The sequence below is a fragment of the Campylobacter sp. RM16187 genome (assembly GCF_025319965.1).
Classification (GTDB): Bacteria; Campylobacterota; Campylobacteria; order Campylobacterales; family Campylobacteraceae; genus Campylobacter_A.
Genome location: NZ_CP012549.1, coordinates 1,089,166 through 1,106,711, shown reverse-complemented (window position 1 = coordinate 1,106,711; position 17,546 = coordinate 1,089,166). Strand labels below are relative to the sequence as shown.

Below are 17,546 nucleotides of genomic sequence, written 5' to 3'. Positions count from 1 at the left end.
TTGAATAGGCTTAAAATCATAAATTTAACTTTATTTGTACTATTTAGTATTTTGATTGCAGTTAGTTTGTATCTTGTGTATTCAAATACGGGTAAAAAATACAATTCCAAACAAGATCAAAATGAGGTTGCTATCCATGTTTTAAGCTTTGATGAGCTTCCTAGAAACGAGCAGGAAAAATATGTTAAAAAAGATAATCTTGATACTTACGGTAAATTTCTAACGCCAAAAAGCTATGAGAAAAATTTAAAAATTAGCAGCATAAACGAGCCTATACCTAGTGATTTAGAGGAATTAAAACGTCAAGTAAGCGACCTAAGAGTTCAAAACAAGATACTTTATGATGACAATATAGATTTAGTGAGTAAAAATTTAGAAATAGCAAATTTACTAAGTTCTAAAGATGCAAGCCTATCATATAAAAATATAAATTTAAGAATGATAATGGACTCTGAGAAGTATTTGGAGACAATAAATGATCTTACGAAAAAACTAGAGGAGAGCCAAAACGAAAATTTGCAAAGCTCTAAAATTTCATCTCAAAAGATTGTCAAGCTTCAAAATGAGATTGATTCTTTAAGAAACGAAATGGTTAATAGGCTTAATCAGTTTGAAAGGGATAAGGCTCAGCTAATCTCAAAAAATAGTGACGAAATGAGCAAAAATCTAAAGACTCAGATGGATGAAAAGCTAAGACTTGAAAAAGAGCTTTTAAAGATCACCGGCGAGCTCTCTAAGATAAAAGATGAAAATGCTAGAATGACCGATTCATTAAGTTTAAAAGAGTTTGAATTTAAAAGAGTAGAAACCGAGCAAAAGGATAAGGTCTTAAAGATACAGGCTGCAAGTCAAGATATGATAAATACTTTAAATAAGGAATTTGAAGTCAAAAAAAATGAATACGAAAAAGATATAAAATCAAAACTTAATGAAATAGAGGCTCTTAAAAGAGAGCAAAATTTGCTTAAAGAATCGCTTGATTTAAAGTCAAAAGAGCTTGAGAAAAAGCTTGCGGAGTTAAATTTAATAAACGAAAAAAATGATAAATTTATATCTTTAAATAAAGAGCAAAATGCCACGATAGAAAATCTTAAGTCAAGACTTCAGATTGAAAGAAGTGGTTTTGAGAAGGAAGTTACCGGGATGTGGAGCTTGCATAAAAAAGAGGTTGAAAAACTTAAAAAACAGCTTAATGAATTAAGCTCAAATTTGCAAAATACAAAAGATGAGCTTGAGAAAGAGATAACTAAATTAAAAGAGCAAAATTTAAAAAAAGATGAACAGATAATTCAAAGCGAGTCAAATATAACCTCTCTTAATGCAATGTTAGCCACTCAAAAAGAGAGGCTTGAGAGTGAGATATTTGCAAATAAAAAAAATATTCAAAACTACAAAATATTAAACGATAAGATCACATCTTTAATACAAGGCAATGCAATTATAAGCAAGGAGGCGAAAAAACGAGTAGATAATGCGGAAATTGCCGTAGAAATTCACAAAAAAACTATTGATGAGCTAAATTCTACCCTTGCTCTTAAAGATAAAGAGATAAGTGAGATAAATTTAAGGCTAGAAAAAATAAAAAACAGCCTTGAAATTCAAACCAAAAAAAATGAAACATTGACGCAGAGTTTAAAAAATAATCAAAATCCACTCTCGTTGGAAGTATCCGAGCTTAAAACCAAGATTTCGCAGCTTATGCAAGAGAGCGAATATTTAAGCAGTGAAAACGATAATTTAAAAAAGATAATTCAGCTAAATTTTAAGGCGGAAGTGCCTAAAAAAGTAGTTTTTATAGAATCTATAGAGTGTGATGATATGGTTATAGGATCAGATAAGCCAACTGTAATATGTAAAAATAGAGTAAGCGAGTTTGTACAGCGCTATAATTCAAACTATTTTTTTGAGATTACCCCTATAGTTAGCCATGGAAATTTTATAGCAACTTCCAAAGTGGCTCAATTGATACCAAAAAATGAGCTTGAGAAGATAAATTTATATGCGAATTTCGGTATAGGCAGAGAGAGGGCAAAAACCGCCGGAGAGCTTATAAAAGACGAATTTGGAGATTTTTCTCGCATATCTTATAGTAATGAAATCATAACTTCTGATAATAAGCAAGGTTTTGTTATCAAGGTGTATAGATGAGGCTATTGCAGCCTAAAAAAGGGTATCGGTATAACTCTGATACTATGATGCTTTATGATTTTGTATCAAAAACAAAGCCAAAAGGCAAAGTCCTTGATGTAGGATGCGGATGTGGTATATTGGGGCTTTTGTTAAAACGTGATTTTGCTAGTATTAATATTGATATGCTTGATATTCAGGAGTCAAATATAAATTTGGCAAAACAAAATGCCGATACAAACTCTATTGAGGCAAATTTTATTACAGCCGATTTTTCTAATTTTAAAAGCGATAAAAGATATGATCTTATAGTCTCAAATCCGCCTTTTTATCACGATGGATCCAAAAGAAGCGAGAATGAGCATATAAAAATTAGTAGATATAATGAGTTTTTACCTCTTGAAAATTTGATCAAGTCGTCAAATTCGCTTCTGAAACCTCATGGGGCTTTTGTGTTTTGTTATGATGCAAAGCAGCTTAGTGAAATTTTAATATGTTTAAAAAAGTATAAATTTACGCCCTCAAGGCTATGCTTTATTCATCCCAAAGCAACTATTGAAGCAAATTTAGTTATTATAGAGGCGAAAAAGAGTTCAAAGGCGCTAATGAAGATATTGCCTCCTGTTTTTGTTTTTGAAAATGATAAGTATAGCGAGGTCGCTAGTGAAATTTTTGCTAGAGCAAATACTCTTAGTGAGGATTTTGATTGATAAGACAAGATGGATTTGATTACGAATTCGACTTTACTAAGTGCTCTGAGTGCGGAGGTAAGTGTTGCACGGGCGAGAGCGGGTATATATGGATAAGTCCAAATGAAATTTCAGCTCTTGCTGGATATCTTAGTCTTGATGAAGGCGAATTTAGAAATAAATTTTTAGAAAAGCACGGGTATAAATTTAGTATAAAAGAGAAGATTTACAATGGTGGTTATGCCTGTATATTCTTTAATGAGAGCGAAAAAAATTGTTCTATTTATGAGTTTAGGCCTAAACAGTGTATGAGTTTTCCTTTTTGGGATTATTTTAAAAATCATTTTGATGAATTGGAGAGAGAATGCGTGGGAATAAGGCGATTGTAGGAATTTTATTAATATTTTCCATGTTTTGCATAGGAGCGGCTAACGAAGATAAAAAATTTGATGAAAATCTCTATATACTTGAAGCGCTTATGGCGGTTGATAATTCTAAACACGAGGATGCCGTTACTATCTACAAGGAGCTTTACAAAAAGACAAATAAAATAACTTATTTAAAAGAGGCTTTGAAATTCGCATTTGTTTCAAATAGCCCTGAGTTTAATGAAATTTTAAAACTTGCTGAGCAAAATTTAAAAGATGATTCGGATTTTTTGCGTATCAAAGGTGCAAAGCTAATGGGTCAAAACAGGTTTGAAGAGGCTAGGAGAGTATTAGAAAATTTAATTAAAAAAGAGCCTAAGCCTAGAAGCTATATAATGCTCGGCTCTCTTTTTTCGATGCAGCGTAAAAATGAAGAGGCCTTGGCACAATTTCAAAAGGCCTATGAGATAGAAAAAAGCGATGAGAATTTGATTAGGATTGCTGATTTTCTTTATAATAAAATGAATAGAAAGCAAGAGGCGGTAAGCTATCTTGAGACATCAAGAAGAATCAACGGTTGCACTGCGCATGTGTGCATGACTTTGATAGACTTTTATATTCAGATGCAACAGTTTAACAATACGATTGAAATTTATGAGAATTTATATGAAATAATGAAAGAGAAAGAATTTTTAAATAAGGCTCTTGGAATTTATGTCTATCAAAAGAACTACGAAGATGCGATTAAATTTCTAAAAAAACATAAACATAACGATGATGCTTTGATGGAAATTTATGCTATGATTGGAGATTTTGACGGTGCATATAATAAGGCAAAAGAGATCTTTGATAAGAGCTTCAACTTGGAATATCAGGCGAAAATGGCAATCTATCAATATGAACGCGACTCTAAAAAAATGACTAAAAAGAGTCTTGATGAGATCATATATAACTTTGAAAAATCTGTAAACAGGCTTGATAATCCGGTATATTTTAACTATTACGGATATCTGCTCATAGATCATGATGTGGATATAAAAAGGGGCGTAGAGCTAGTTAAAAAGGCCCTCGAAAGAGATCCAAATTCTGTATATTATATAGACTCTCTTGCGTGGGGTTATTTTAAGCTTGGAGAGTGCGAGAAGGCAGATGAGCTTATGCAAGGCGTTATGCATGATAGTGAATTTATAGATAGCGATGAAGCAAAAGAACATATAAGAATGATAAAAGAGTGTTTGCAGAAGAATAAAAAATGATACTTGATCAGATTATAGAGCGAACAAAAGAGGATTTGGAGCAAAGAAAGGTCAAGTTTCCTCTTGAATGGCTAGGTAGAAGCTTGGCATATAATCCTTATGCGCCTAGAGATGTTGCAAGAGTATTAAGGTCCAGTGAAAATGAGCCTTTTAGGATAATAGCAGAAGTTAAAAAGGCTAGCCCCAGCAAAGGTCTTATTAGAAGTGAATTTGAACCTATTTTAATAGCTAAAAATTATGAAGACGGCGGAGCTAATGCAATCTCTGTTTTAACCGAGCCTCATTATTTTAAAGGAAATTTAGAGTTTTTAACTCAGATTAGAAGATATACGGCAACGCCTCTACTTAGAAAAGATTTTATAATAGATAAATATCAGATAGTCGAGGCTCTTGTTTACGGGGCAGATTTTATACTTTTGATAGCTAAGGCCTTAAGTAGATCTAAGCTAAAAGAGCTTCTTGAATACGCTCATTATCTCGGACTTGAAGCTCTTGTGGAGACGCATGACAAAGAAGATATCGCCAAGGCGATTTTTGTCGGAGCGAATATAATAGGAATAAATCATAGAAATTTACAAACTTTTGAAATGGATATGAGTTTATGCGAGCGACTTATACCGCTTTTGCCTCAAAATAAAATCATAGTGGCCGAAAGCGGACTATTTGATCATGAACAACTTGTAAATTTAAATAAAATAGGTGTCGATGCATTCTTAATTGGGGAGCATTTTATGAGACAAGATGATATTGTAAAAGCGGTTAAAACCATAAAGGAGGGGTGATATGGAACATATTTGTGCGCCTTGGAGAAGTGAGTATTTTAGCAAGAAAATGTCCGGATGCGTATTTTGCGATGTTGTAAAACATCCGGAAAATGACGAAAAAAATGGAGTCTTATTTCGTGCTAAGCATTGCTTTGGTGTGATGAATCTATATCCGTATACTCCGGGCCATTTTATGGTAATACCATACGAGCATTTTGAAAAAATTGAAAGCCTAAACGATGAGGCTTGGATAGAAATGAGTAGATTTGTAAGAAAGGGTGTGGAAATATTAAAAAGAGAGCTTGGTGCAATGGGCGTAAATATCGGAATGAATTTAGGAAAGGCTGCGGGTGCTGGAATAGCTGAGCACGTGCATTATCACCTAGTGCCAAGATGGGAAAGAGATACTAACTTTATAACTTCTATTGCCGATCTAAGAGTGAATGGAGTGCCTTTTCATCCTCTGTACGAAAAGCTAAAAAATGCTTTTGAAAGTGTTAAATTTGAGTAAATCTGGAAATAATTTAAATTCTTTAAGATGTTTTATCTAAATATTGCAAAAAGCCGCTTTCGTTTAAAAAATATTGTTATATAATCGGACTTTATAAAAGTATAAAACGAAATTTTGTAAAATCTTATAATTAAAATTTTAGCAAAATTAAAGTAATTGATTGAAATTTAATCCAGTTCTTAAAAAGAGGAGTTGCGAAATGGGGTTTGCCATAAAGGCAATTTTATTATTTTTATTTTTTGTACCCCTTGCTTTTGGAAGTATATTAGATGATGGCAGACTTGACTGCGATGAAATTTTAGCCAATAAACTACGTGTTTTTTCTGCAAATTTTAATATCGAAGCAGCAGGATTAGCAGCCATTGATTTTAGATGCTCAAGTTCTCTTTTAAATTTAAAGCATATAGAAAATCTGCTTGACACCTCAACTAAAATAAGATCGGAGAGTCGCTCTTGTGTAGGAAAAATTGCGGATATAAATTTAAATAATTTTAAATTTATGCTTTTAAAAGCCGGAATTGAGCCTGATATTTATGCACAAACTCTTCTTGAATCCGAAGAATATGAAAAAGAGCTTGAACAAAATAGAGCTTTTTTTAGATACTGGGGGCATCAAACTCTTTCAAATTTTTTACTATTTAGAGTGTTTAACAAAAACTACAATGAGGCTCTTGGTCCTACCGTAAAACACTATATGGCCAGTTTTAGAATGGATGAGGGCAGTGCTATTTACTATGCCACAAAGATTGCAAATGAGTTTTTAAAATTTGCAATTGCGATACAAAAAGAGGATTTTGCGGCCAGCATGTTAGATATTAGCGAAGTGCAAAAGCGCGTTAGTGATCCTAAATTCTCAAAAAATGATATAAACGAGTTTATATACTCCGGAAAGATTTCTAAAGACTCTTTGCAAAAAGCTTTTGAAACAGCGCTGCTTTATGATAAAAGCATAGATATTCTTAAAGAGTTTATACAAATAGGAGTAGATATTAATAGTGGGTATGAGAGCCCTCTTTTTTTCGCTCTTAATAATTTAAAAAGTGTTGAACTGCTACTTAAAAACGGTGCTGACGTAAATTATTCAAATTTGCTAGGACAAACCCCTCTTTTTAAGGCTGTAGGACTAAATGATCTTAATCTCGTAAAGCTACTTGTAGAGCACGGAGCTGATGTAAGCAAGAGGACTATTGATATAAACACAAAGCTTGCTTATGCTTCAAATCTAGGAGAGGTTTTACCAAGCTATATAAAACCTTGCGACTTTGAGCATACATCAAGAACTATTTTTATGGAGGCTGCTCGTAAAAGTGATGTGGAAATTTTAAAATTTTTAATATCCGTAGGTGTTGATTTAAATGCTGTAGATGATGCCGGATTTAACGCTTTTGATTATGCGATAATGGGCAAAAAAGAGGCAAATTTGCAGTATTTAAAAGCTCTTGGCTTAAAGTCAAATTTTGATAATTAGAAGGGGTAGTGGTGAAAGGAACGGCTTTTATAACCGGAGCAACATCCGGATTTGGCGATGCGATAGCAAGAAGGCTATCAAAAGAGGGTTATAAAATAGTAGCCCTAGGGCGCCGAAGAGATAGGTTGGAAAAATTAGCTAAGGAGCTAAAAAATACTCATATAATAGAGTGTGACATTAGGGATAAGGATGCTGTTTTGGAGGCTGTAAAAAATATTCCGGAATCTTACAGGGATATTGAAATTTTAGTTAATAATGCAGGTCTCGCACTAGGCATAGATGGAATATTGCAAACAAGTGTGGATGACCTTGAAACAATGATAGATACTAATATAAAAGGGCTTTTGTACTCCACTAAAGCTGTTTTGCCCATAATGGCTGCTAGAAAGAGCGGATATGTATTTAACCTAGGATCTACTGCCGGCGCTTGGCCATATCCTGGAAGTCACGTATATGGAGCTTCTAAGGCCTTTGTTAAGCAGTTTAGTAGGAATATAAGAAATGATTTAAAAGGAACCGGTATTCGTGTGACAGAGATTGCGCCTGGTATTTGCAAGACAGAATTTAGCGAAGTGAGGTTTAAAGGTGATATAGAGCGTGCTAATGAGGTTTATGCGGGCGTTGAGCCTATAACCGCGCAAGATATAGCGACTATTGTTGTAAACTGTATAAATATGCCAAAGCATGTGAATATAAACATTGTAGAGCTGATGGCTACTGCTCAGACTTGGGCAGGGCTTCATGTGGAGAAAAATTAAATTTAATACAAAGGAAAGAGAGTGCAAAAATTTTTATTCTTATTTTTATTGCCTATCTTGGCTTTTGCCGTAGATCCTGAAGTGGCGGCAAAAAATGCCCAGATATTTGGTATTTGGACACTTGTGCCACCTGTTGTGGCTATAGTTTTGGCATTTATAACAAAAGATGTTATTTTGTCTCTTTTTATAGGTGTGTTTAGTGGAACATATCTAATAAATATAGCAGACAACGGTGCTTTTACCTCTTTTGTGAAGGGTTTTATCAGCATAGTTCAGCGTATAGTAGGCTCAATGGCCGATAGCTGGAATGCCGGTATTATACTTCAGGTTCTTTGTATAGGGGGTGTTGTTGCATTAATTACAAAGATGGGTGGCACTAAGGCTGTAGCACTATGGCTTAGCAAGAGAGCAAAGACCGGAGTTTCTGCACAGATTTCAACCTGGGTTATGGGACTATTCGTATTTTTTGACGACTATGCAAACGCTTTGATTGTAGGCCCAATTATGCGCCCTATAACTGATAAATTTAAGGTTAGTCGCGAAAAGCTAGCCTTTATCATAGATGCTACCGCCGCTCCAATAGCTGGCATAGCCATCATTTCTACCTGGGTAGGGCTTGAAATTTCACTTATTAAAAACGGATATGAGCTAATAGGAATAACAGATATAAACGCCTTTGGAATATTTGTAGAGACAATTCCTTATAGATTTTACAATCTATTTATGCTCTTTTTTATAGTCTGTACCGCTTTTATGGGACGAGAATTTGGAGGCATGCTAAAGGCTGAGAGGAGAGCTCGCACAGGAGAGCTTCACTCAACCAAGTCAAGAATGGTGGATGTTGAAGATAAGACTCTTGAGCCAAAAGAGGGTATAAAGCTTCAAAGTTCAAATGCTGTTATTCCACTTTTAGTCCTTATAATAGGCGCATTTGTCAGCTTTTATTTCAGCGGATTAAATGCCTTGCAAGGAGAGACTCTTGAAAAAGCCTTAGCAAATCCGTTTGGATTTGAAACATTTAGAGAGACATTCGGTAATGCCGATGCTTCGGTCGCTCTATTCCAATCCGCACTTTTGGCGACTATAGTTGCGATATTTATAGGTATATATAGAAAAATATTCAGCGTAAAAGAGGCTATTGAGACCTGGGTTAAAGGCTGGAAAACAATGATAGTAACGATTGTTATCTTGCTTCTTGCATGGAGCTTAAGCTCTGTTATAAAAGAGCTTGGCACATCAAGATATCTTGTCGATATGCTATCTTCCGCTACGCCTAAGATAGTCCTTCCTGCAGCCGTATTCATATTGGGTTCATTTATATCTTTTTCTACAGGTACAAGCTATGGAACAATGGGAATTTTAATGCCTCTTGCCATCCCTCTTGCAAATGCGGTAGGAGTAAATAGTGGCCTTGAGGGTGATGCGCTTCATGCCTATATGATAGTAAATATCTCGGCTGTTTTAACCGGAGCTATATTTGGCGATCACTGTTCGCCGATATCGGATACTACGATACTTTCGTCAATGGGTGCCGGATGTAATCACATAGATCACGTTCAAACACAGATGCCTTATGCTTTAAGTATATGTGCGGTAAGTATTCTTGTAGGTTATATGCCTGTATCATTGGGGCTTAGTATATGGATCGCTCTTCCGCTTGGACTTTTGGCAGTAGCTTTAATGGTTAGATTTGTGGGGCAGAAAGTTTAATTTGAGTTTGGATTGTAAATTTGTTTCAGAGTGCGGAAGTTGCACTCTGAATTTACCATATATCGAGCAGATAAAGTTCAAAAAAGAGTATATTAAGCGCGAATTTAAAGAGTTTTATACGGATGAGTTTGAATTTTTCGCTTCAGAATCAATCTATTACCGAAGTAGAGCGGAGTTTGGAATTTATCACAATAAAAACCAGATAAGTTACTCTATGCGTGGTAAAAATCAAAAATTTGTAATGATTGATGAGTGTTTAAAAGTTGATTCTAAAATAGCCGCTCTTATGCCGCCTCTTTTAAGATATATAGAAACAAATAGAAATTTAAGAGATAAAATTTTTGGAATCGAGTTTATATCAACCAAAGACGAGCTTTTGGTAGTGCTTTTGTACCACAAAGATGTTTCAAATTTAAAGAGTGAATTTGATGGCCTGGCACAAGAATTTGGAATTTTTGTTATCGCAAGAAGTAGGGGCAAAAAACTGATAAGCGGTAGCGAAAATTTAAAAGAAAGATTAAATATACTTCAAAGAGAGTATAAATTTATCTTGGGTGATGGAGCCTTTATTCAGCCAAATAGAGCCGTCAATGAAAAGATGATAGGTTGGGCTAAAGATTGTGTAAAAGATAGCCGTGATATGCTTGAGATGTATTGCGGACATGGAAATTTTACTATTCCGATGGCTGATAAATTTAGTAAAATTTTAGCTACGGAGATTTCAAAGAAGTCAATTGAAAACGCACTTAAAAATTGTGAATTAAACAGTGTCGATAATATAAAATTTATTAGACTTTCGGCAGATGAGCTTATGCAAGCTTTTGCCGGTGTGAGAGAATTTAATCGCTTAAAAGAAATAAATTTGAGCGAATTTAACTTTTCTCATATCTTAGTAGATCCTCCTCGCGCAGGTCTTGAGTCAAGTGTAATAAATTTTATAAAAAATTATGAAAATATAATCTACATATCCTGTAATCCGACCACTTTAAAAGAGAATCTAAAAGAGCTTTCCAAGAGCCATAAAGTAAGTAAATTCGCAATTTTTGATCAGTTTGCTAACACTACTCATATAGAGTGTGGAGTGCTTTTAAGGAGCAAAAATGAGAATTGATAATATATTAAAAACATCTAAAAATATAGCTATAGTAGGATTAAGTCCAGATGAGAGCAAAGCTAGTAATATAGTAGCTAAATTTCTAATCAAAGAGGGCTTTAATATCTTTCCAATTTATCCTAAAGAGGATGAAATTTTGGGTCGCAAAGTCTATAGAAGCTTAAGTGAGATAGATAAAAAGATAGATATAGCCGTTATGTTTAGAAAAGGCGAATTTGCTGAAAATTTGATAATGGAAGTCATAAATTTAGGCATTAAAACTCTTTGGCTTCAACTTGGTATCACAAATAAAAATGCTAAAATAATAGCTAAAGAAAATAATATAAATTTTGTCGAAGATAAATGTATAAAAATAGAGCTAGAGAGGTTGAAAAATGATATCGTTAAATAAAATAATACAAGCCAAACGCACAATAAGCGGATTTGTGGATAAGACTCCGTTCGCATATAGCACTAGACTTAGCCAGATGAGTGGGGCTAGCGTATATCTAAAAAAAGAGAATTTACAACGTACTGGTGCATATAAAATAAGAGGTGCATATAATAAGATAGCAAATTTGAGTGAAGAGGAGCGCAGCAAGGGAGTCGTAGCTGCAAGTGCAGGAAATCATGCGCAAGGTGTCGCTTTAAGCGCTAGAGAGTTTGGAGCCAAGGCTATTATCGTTATGCCAGAATCTACACCACTTTTAAAGGTTGCCGGCACCAAGGCTCTTGGTGCGGAAGTTTTGCTAAGCGGAGACAATTTTGACGAAGCTTATGAATTTGCCGTATCTTATGCCAAAGAAAACGGCATGAGCTTCATTCATCCATTTAATGATGAATTTGTAATGGCTGGTCAAGGAACAGTAGGGCTTGAAATGCTTGACGAGATAGCCGATCTTGATATGATAATAGTTCCTGTTGGCGGTGGCGGGCTAATAAGTGGTGTGGCAAGCTGTGTTAAGCAGGTAAATCCGGATATTAAAGTAATCGGAGTAAGCGCAAAGGGCGCACCTGCAATGTATAATAGCTTCAATGCAAAAAAAGTTATAAATTCAAAATCAGTTCGTACAATAGCCGATGGAATCGCTGTTAGAGATGCTAGTGAGATAACTTTGGCTCATATTGTTGAGTGCGTTGACGAGATAGTGCAAGTAGATGATGAAGAGATAGCTAATGCGATCTTGTATCTTTTGGAAAATCAAAAGATAGTCGTAGAAGGTGCAGGAGCAGTAGGTGTAGCATGCGTTATGCACGGCAAGGTAAAGATCAAAAAAGGCTCTAAAGTAGGCATAGTCTTAAGTGGCGGTAATATCGACGTGCAGATGTTAAACATAATAATAGAAAAAGGTCTTATCAAGTCATCTCGCAAGATGATTATACAAGTAACATTGATAGATAAGCCGGGTGCGCTTTTAAGCTTAACTGATGCGCTTAAAGCTGCAAACGCCAATATCGTTAAGATAGATTATGATCGCTTCTCCACTGAGCTTGAGTATGGCGATGCAAGTATTATCATAACGCTTGAGACAAAGGGCAAGGATCATCAAGAGCAGGTTAGCAAAAGCTTAAAAGGCGCAGGATTTGAGTTTAGGCAAATTTTTTAATATAAAGTAGTGACATTAATACTAAATTCATTATTTTTTGCTAAAAGGCTTTAAAAAAGGAGAATATATGATTGATTATATGATTTTAGCACTTATGGCTTTTTTATTGGTTGTAGTTTTTATGCTGTTTAAAATTGTTAAAATTTCAGGCAGCAATCGAACTAGCAAAGCTTCTATAAGCAATGAGATATTACAGCTTAAGTCTATCGGTGAGCTTTCCGTTTTTCAAGTCTATAGCAAGGAAATAGTAACAAAGACTGATCATGCATTTGGAAGCTTTGGTAAAGAGTATTTAAGATGGCTGGTAAGCGAGAAAAAACTATCGATGATATTTGAATTTGAGATAAATTTCATATATGATCTAACCAGTCCAAAGATGGATATAATAAATATTGCAAACAGCGAATATCTAATAGTAATGCCTCCATGTAAATATAAATTTTCGATTGCTAATATGAAATTTTATGATGAGAAAAACGGTAAATTTATTCCATTTTTATTGCCCGACTCACTAAATGGCTTTTTTGGAAGCACATTTAGAGAAGAGGATAAAAATAGACTTATAGAAGAGGCTAGAAATGAGGTCGAAAAGATGTCTGTTAAGTTAATTTCCGAACTTCAAAGCAAAATTCATAAATCTGCTCGCGATACCCTTGAGGCTATTGCTAAAAACTTTGGGGCTAGGGCTGTTAAATTTGAATTTCATGATGATGATGAGCCGCTTGGCGGAAGATTAAATCTACAAAATGTAGCTTAAATTTACTTTGTTTGATTATACGTATGTTATCAGGAAAGCTTTTATGGCTTTTCTTGCTTACTATTTTTTATATTGATACTTATTGATATGCTATAAAATCAATTGAATAAAATTTAAGAAATTTATAAAAAGGTTTATGGTGGGGATTGTAAAGGCCTTATTGATAGGTAAAGTTCAAACCTATGGAGATGAAAATGCGGCCAATTCGATAAATAAAATTTGGCAAAGCGCGATATTTAAAACTGTGACAAATGATGAAATTTATGCCGATAAATTCGGCTTTCATGGCGATGAGGTGGCTGATAAGAAGCATCACGGCGGAGCAGAGAAGGCTATATTTGCAAACTCTTATGAGAACTATCCTGCTTGGAGTGAGTTTTTGGGCTTAAATAATTTGCCTTTTGGTGCGATGGGTGAGAATTTAACTATCTTGGGCATGCGCGAAGAAAGCGTATATATCGGCGATGTGCATAAGATCGGCTCGCTTGTGCTTCAAGTAAGCCAGCCTAGAAAGCCATGTTTTAAGCTATCAAAACGCTGGATGAACGCAGGAGTTGCAAAAGAAATTTTTAGAAGCGGACTAAGTGGCTGGTATTATAGAGTGCTTGAGGCGGGCGCTTGCAAGGCGGGCGATAGTGTCGAGATGGTCTCTAGGGATGATAGCTCTATGAGTGTGGCTGATGTAAATCGTGTCTTTTATGCGCCTAAAGAAAATTCAAATTTGATAGATAAATTTATGAATTTGCGCTACTTAAGTCACGGCTGGCAAGACGATCTTAAAAAGCGTATTGAAGGCGTTTATGATACATCTTATATGGATATAATTTAGGTTTTTATTTTGTAGCGCATATAGTTAAATTTGCATCGTTTTTATATGAGTACTTTTTAATATATTTAAAATTTGTTTGAAACTTCGTTATTTTAGCGCTAAAGTCTTGACAAATTTTAAAAAAGTGAATATAATCACGTTTTCTTATTTGGTATTGGGGTATCGCCAAGCGGTAAGGCATCAGGTTTTGGTCCTGACATTCAGAGGTTCGAATCCTCTTACCCCATCCAATTTTATTATCGCGGAGTAGAGCAGTGGTAGCTCGTCGGGCTCATAACCCGAAGGTCAGGGGTTCAAGTCCCTTCTCCGCAACCAAATCCCCATTTTATCGATGTTTCAAAGCCCTTAAAAACTTACTTAATTTTTGCTGAAATTACATTGATTAGAAAATTTAGTATTCTAAGCTTTAATCCAAAATTTTTTATGTTTTGAGATTTCCATTGGCAGCACATCAAATTTCTCTTTAAAAATCTTACTAAAATGCGCCAAAGATCTGTATCCGACAATGCTAGCCGCCTCTTTTACGCTTACATCATTTCTCAATAAAAGTTCTTTAGCACTTTTAAGCCTTTCCTCTTGTAGCATAGCATAGATAGTTGTGCCAAAATACTGTTTAAAACCTCTTTTTAGCTTAAATTCATTTATAGCACAAATTTTGGCAAGTTCTTTGATGGATGGCGGATTTGACATATTTTTGAGCAAAATTTCTTTAGCCTTTTTTATAGCGGCTATATCATGGTCGCATAAATTTAATCCTTTGCAGCAATCACAATTATCAGAAGTTGAAAAACTTTTATATATCATCTCTAAAATTTTAGACTCAATAAAAATTTCTCTCATTTTATCTCTATATATATGAGAATTTTCTAAATCCTTGAGAATAAGTTTTTGTGCTAAATTCGTAGAGCTTGCTTTAATGCTTATAGTTTCAGATTTTTCCATCTCGTTAAATATTGGAAAATCTTTTATTAAATTATTATCCATAAAAATGCACTGGCTTTTAAAGCGTTTTTTACGCTCATAAACAACCTTGCCTTTAAAGGGCTCTTTTATAACTCCTATCCAAGCGTCGTTTGGTCTAAACAAGTTATCCTTAACGTTTTTGCTACTCATACAAACCGAGCTATTTCCGGTGTTAAAATACATAAAAGAGTATTCTCCTATGTCTGCGGAATTAAACACCTTATCATCATCGAAATAGATATCAAATATTCCGTATCCAAAGCCGTTTGCGTTGTTAAACATCTGAGCGTTTAAGATCATATCCTCGGTTTTTAGGCTTAAATTTTTCAAGCATCGCTCGGTATTGCCCCATGTTTCGTTAAAAAACCGCTCTAGTTCGGAAAAGCTACTCATAAAATCCCTCTATCGCTAAACTTAATCCCTCTACCATTAATAAGGTAATAGTAATAATTATCAAATTATAGTAGTATTAAGCTTGAATAACTTTTAAGGAGTGTTACATGAGTTTAAATTGCATAAAATTTGTCGGCATTATCTCGGTTGCAGCTAGCGTTTGCTTGTTTGGAGCTGACTCTGTTTCTTTAAAAGAAGTAACGGTTTCAGCCAATAAAATGGAGGAAAATATCAAAGATATCCCTCAAAGCGTAAGCGTGATAGATGAAAACGAGATAGAAGAAAAACGCTTAAAAGATACCGATGCCGTCATGCGTCAAATACCGAATTTGAGCGCCGAGCATTTTATCTATAAGACAAGAGTAAATTTTCGCGGTATAAATCACTCCGATTTTACTAACTCAAATCCGGTTACTATATACATAGACGGTATTGCTACTAGCAATAATATGGGCAATTACAACTCTATTTTAAACAATGTCGAGAGAGTTGAGGTTTTACGCGGACCTCAAAGCACGATTTATGGCAAAGATTCAATCGGAGGTGTTGTAAATGTCGTATCAAAACCGCCTAAAAACGAGTGGAACGGCGCTGTAGGAAGCGAATACGGCTCATATAACTACATGATGGGAAATTTTAACGCAAACGGTGCGCTAATAGATGATGTTTTATTCTTAAATATCGGAGGATACGCTTCAAAGGATGACGGCTGGATAACAAATGAGTATAACGGCGATAAAAAAGCCAATAAAACAAACGATCATAAATTTGATCTAGCCTTTACGCTCAAGCCCACAGATAGGCTAACTGCGCGCTTAACTTTGGTTGAGGAGAGGTCTAAAGAGCATTTTTATCAAGGAGGAACAGGATTTTTTGGCACTATAGATTTAAAGGATGCCAAAAAAGCAAATTTTGAAGGACCTACATATAGCTTGGTTAAAACTTTTTCTCAAGCGCTCGGAGTTGATTATGAGTTTGACAGGGTTAAATTTTCGTCAGTAACCACTCATAAGAAATCAAAAGCAAATGGAATTTACGATAGCGACTTTACTTATGCTCCGTTACTTCCTTCTAATGGATTAATCCAGTTTCAAGATGTGCATTTAGATACTTTGTCTCAAGAATTTAGGCTTGCGAGCATAAATGCCGATAAATTTAAGTGGGTTAGCGGGCTTTATTTCGAGCGTGAAAAGACTGAAAACAAAAGAATGGGTCAGCAGTTTAGTCAGTATGGTATGAAGATGGAAATGGATGCTCCTGCAACGGTAAAAGGCGATACCGCAGCGGTCTTTGGACAAGGAACTTATGAGCTAACGGATAGCTTTTTACTAACGCTTGGAGGAAGATTTCAAAAGATCAAAAAAGATATAGATATGGCGGCTTTTATGACTCCTCTTGGTATGCCTAAAGGTGCTCCTATAAATACTTTAAACGATTCTAAAACTTGGAATAAATTCCTTCCTAAAGCAGGACTAACCTATAGGATAAATGATGATTTGAGTGCGTTCTTATCATATTCTCAAGGTTATTTGGCGGGCGGATACAACTACTACGCATTTATCAAAGAGCAAGCTTTCGATGCGCAAAAGAGCCACAACTACGAGATAGGACTTAGAGGTAACGCCTTTGATAATCGTCTTAGATTTAGCATATCTGCATTTCATATGGATATCAAGGATATACATCTATACTCTATTTTGCCGGGAGGAATATTTGTTACAAGTAATGGAGGAGAAGCAAAAAGCGACGGAATCGAGCTTGAAGCCTTTTATAGGATTAGCAACGAGCTTGATATAAGCGGAGCGTTGGGCATAAATAAGACCAAATATAAAGAGAATATTCAATATCCAAATGCGGTTAATAAAAGGATAGAAAATACTCCAAATTATACTTTAAATTTGGGCGTAGCTTACACTCATCCTAGTGGATTTTATACAAGAGTTGATCTAAGAGGAAATGGCGATAAGTATTTTGATGCGGAGAATAAATTTAAGCAAAAATCTTGGATTACCGCCGATATTCGTGCCGGATATAGGTTTAAGGCCTTTGATATCTATGGATACGTAACAAACATCACAAACAACTCTCACGTCGTAACCTTCATGCATCACGGAGGCATATCGGGGATGAATCACTTTGCGGATCCAAGAAGATTTGGCTTAGGTGTTAGATATTCATTTTAAACTTCAAATTTGGGCTTTTTGTTTATAAGCCCAAATTTCTGCTTATAGCGGATTAAATTCGCTCAAATAA

The 17,546-nt window shown here is 35.0% G+C and carries 16 protein-coding genes and 2 tRNA genes; 17 read left to right on the top strand and 1 reads right to left on the bottom strand.

Translation table 11 applies throughout. The features are described from left to right. The 16 genes from CDOMF_RS05955 (at position 1) to CDOMF_RS05880 (ending at position 14,252) form a co-directional block, all read left to right on the top strand. Positions 1 to 2,148, top strand: coding sequence for a vesicular transport factor Uso1p (locus CDOMF_RS05955; protein ID WP_260951148.1), 2,148 nt, complete (start codon positions 1 to 3; stop codon positions 2,146 to 2,148). Then, the gene (locus tag CDOMF_RS05950; RefSeq protein ID WP_260951147.1) at positions 2,145 to 2,837 is read left to right on the top strand and encodes a tRNA1(Val) (adenine(37)-N6)-methyltransferase; all 693 of its coding nucleotides are present in this window, start codon (positions 2,145 to 2,147) and stop codon (positions 2,835 to 2,837) included. The genes CDOMF_RS05955 and CDOMF_RS05950 overlap by 4 nt, the downstream gene beginning before the upstream one ends. Beyond that, positions 2,834 to 3,205, top strand: a complete 372-nt coding sequence (locus tag CDOMF_RS05945) for a YkgJ family cysteine cluster protein (protein ID WP_211436549.1) — start codon at positions 2,834 to 2,836, stop codon at positions 3,203 to 3,205. The genes CDOMF_RS05950 and CDOMF_RS05945 overlap by 4 nt, the downstream gene beginning before the upstream one ends. Next, positions 3,181 to 4,440, top strand: a complete 1,260-nt coding sequence (locus CDOMF_RS05940; RefSeq protein WP_260951146.1) for a tetratricopeptide repeat protein — start codon at positions 3,181 to 3,183, stop codon at positions 4,438 to 4,440. The genes CDOMF_RS05945 and CDOMF_RS05940 overlap by 25 nt, the downstream gene beginning before the upstream one ends. Next, entirely contained in the window at positions 4,437 to 5,222 is a 786-nt protein-coding gene (gene trpC, locus CDOMF_RS05935; protein ID WP_260951145.1) for an indole-3-glycerol phosphate synthase TrpC, read from the top strand. The genes CDOMF_RS05940 and trpC overlap by 4 nt, the downstream gene beginning before the upstream one ends. Before the next feature lies 1 nt (position 5,223). Continuing rightward, positions 5,224 to 5,715, top strand: a complete 492-nt coding sequence (locus CDOMF_RS05930) for an HIT family protein (RefSeq protein WP_169973997.1) — start codon at positions 5,224 to 5,226, stop codon at positions 5,713 to 5,715. A gap of 199 nt (positions 5,716 to 5,914) precedes the next feature. Next, positions 5,915 to 7,183 carry an ankyrin repeat domain-containing protein gene (locus CDOMF_RS05925; protein ID WP_260951144.1) on the top strand — a complete coding sequence of 423 codons (1,269 nt, stop codon included), beginning with the start codon at positions 5,915 to 5,917 and terminating at the stop codon, positions 7,181 to 7,183. Positions 7,184 to 7,194: 11 nt separating this feature from the next. Then, positions 7,195 to 7,941, top strand: coding sequence for an SDR family NAD(P)-dependent oxidoreductase (locus CDOMF_RS05920; protein WP_260951143.1), 747 nt, complete (start codon positions 7,195 to 7,197; stop codon positions 7,939 to 7,941). 21 nt (positions 7,942 to 7,962) lie between these two features. After that, positions 7,963 to 9,651: a Na+/H+ antiporter NhaC family protein gene (locus CDOMF_RS05915; protein ID WP_260951142.1), complete on the top strand. Its 1,689-nt coding sequence runs from the start codon at positions 7,963 to 7,965 to the stop codon at positions 9,649 to 9,651. Positions 9,652 to 9,658: 7 nt separating this feature from the next. Continuing rightward, complete coding sequence (gene trmA, locus CDOMF_RS05910; RefSeq protein WP_260953143.1) at positions 9,659 to 10,762, top strand: tRNA (uridine(54)-C5)-methyltransferase TrmA; 1,104 nt, start codon at positions 9,659 to 9,661, stop codon at positions 10,760 to 10,762. Beyond that, entirely contained in the window at positions 10,752 to 11,156 is a 405-nt protein-coding gene (locus CDOMF_RS05905; RefSeq protein WP_260951141.1) for a CoA-binding protein, read from the top strand. Before trmA ends, CDOMF_RS05905 begins: the two co-directional genes overlap by 11 nt. Next, positions 11,140 to 12,351 carry a threonine ammonia-lyase gene (gene ilvA / locus CDOMF_RS05900; protein WP_260951140.1) on the top strand — a complete coding sequence of 404 codons (1,212 nt, stop codon included), beginning with the start codon at positions 11,140 to 11,142 and terminating at the stop codon, positions 12,349 to 12,351. Before CDOMF_RS05905 ends, ilvA begins: the two co-directional genes overlap by 17 nt. Positions 12,352 to 12,472: 121 nt before the next feature. Continuing rightward, positions 12,473 to 13,108 carry a DUF4230 domain-containing protein gene (locus CDOMF_RS05895; protein ID WP_260953142.1) on the top strand — a complete coding sequence of 212 codons (636 nt, stop codon included), beginning with the start codon at positions 12,473 to 12,475 and terminating at the stop codon, positions 13,106 to 13,108. 139 nt (positions 13,109 to 13,247) lie between these two features. After that, positions 13,248 to 13,937, top strand: coding sequence for an MOSC domain-containing protein (locus CDOMF_RS05890; RefSeq protein WP_260951139.1), 690 nt, complete (start codon positions 13,248 to 13,250; stop codon positions 13,935 to 13,937). A gap of 155 nt (positions 13,938 to 14,092) precedes the next feature. After that, positions 14,093 to 14,167: transfer RNA gene (locus CDOMF_RS05885), tRNA-Gln, on the top strand. 10 nt (positions 14,168 to 14,177) lie between these two features. Further along, positions 14,178 to 14,252 (top strand) — tRNA-Met (locus tag CDOMF_RS05880). Positions 14,253 to 14,336: 84 nt separating this feature from the next. On the opposite strand, the gene CDOMF_RS05875 is transcribed toward CDOMF_RS05880, so the two are convergent. After that, positions 14,337 to 15,293: a helix-turn-helix transcriptional regulator gene (locus CDOMF_RS05875; protein WP_260951138.1), complete on the bottom strand. Its 957-nt coding sequence runs from the start codon at positions 15,291 to 15,293 to the stop codon at positions 14,337 to 14,339. Between the two features lie 107 nt (positions 15,294 to 15,400). Between CDOMF_RS05875 and CDOMF_RS05870 the strand changes: the two genes are divergently transcribed. Next, the gene (locus CDOMF_RS05870) at positions 15,401 to 17,476 is read left to right on the top strand and encodes a TonB-dependent receptor (RefSeq protein ID WP_260951137.1); all 2,076 of its coding nucleotides are present in this window, start codon (positions 15,401 to 15,403) and stop codon (positions 17,474 to 17,476) included. Positions 17,477 to 17,546 lie beyond the last annotated feature (70 nt).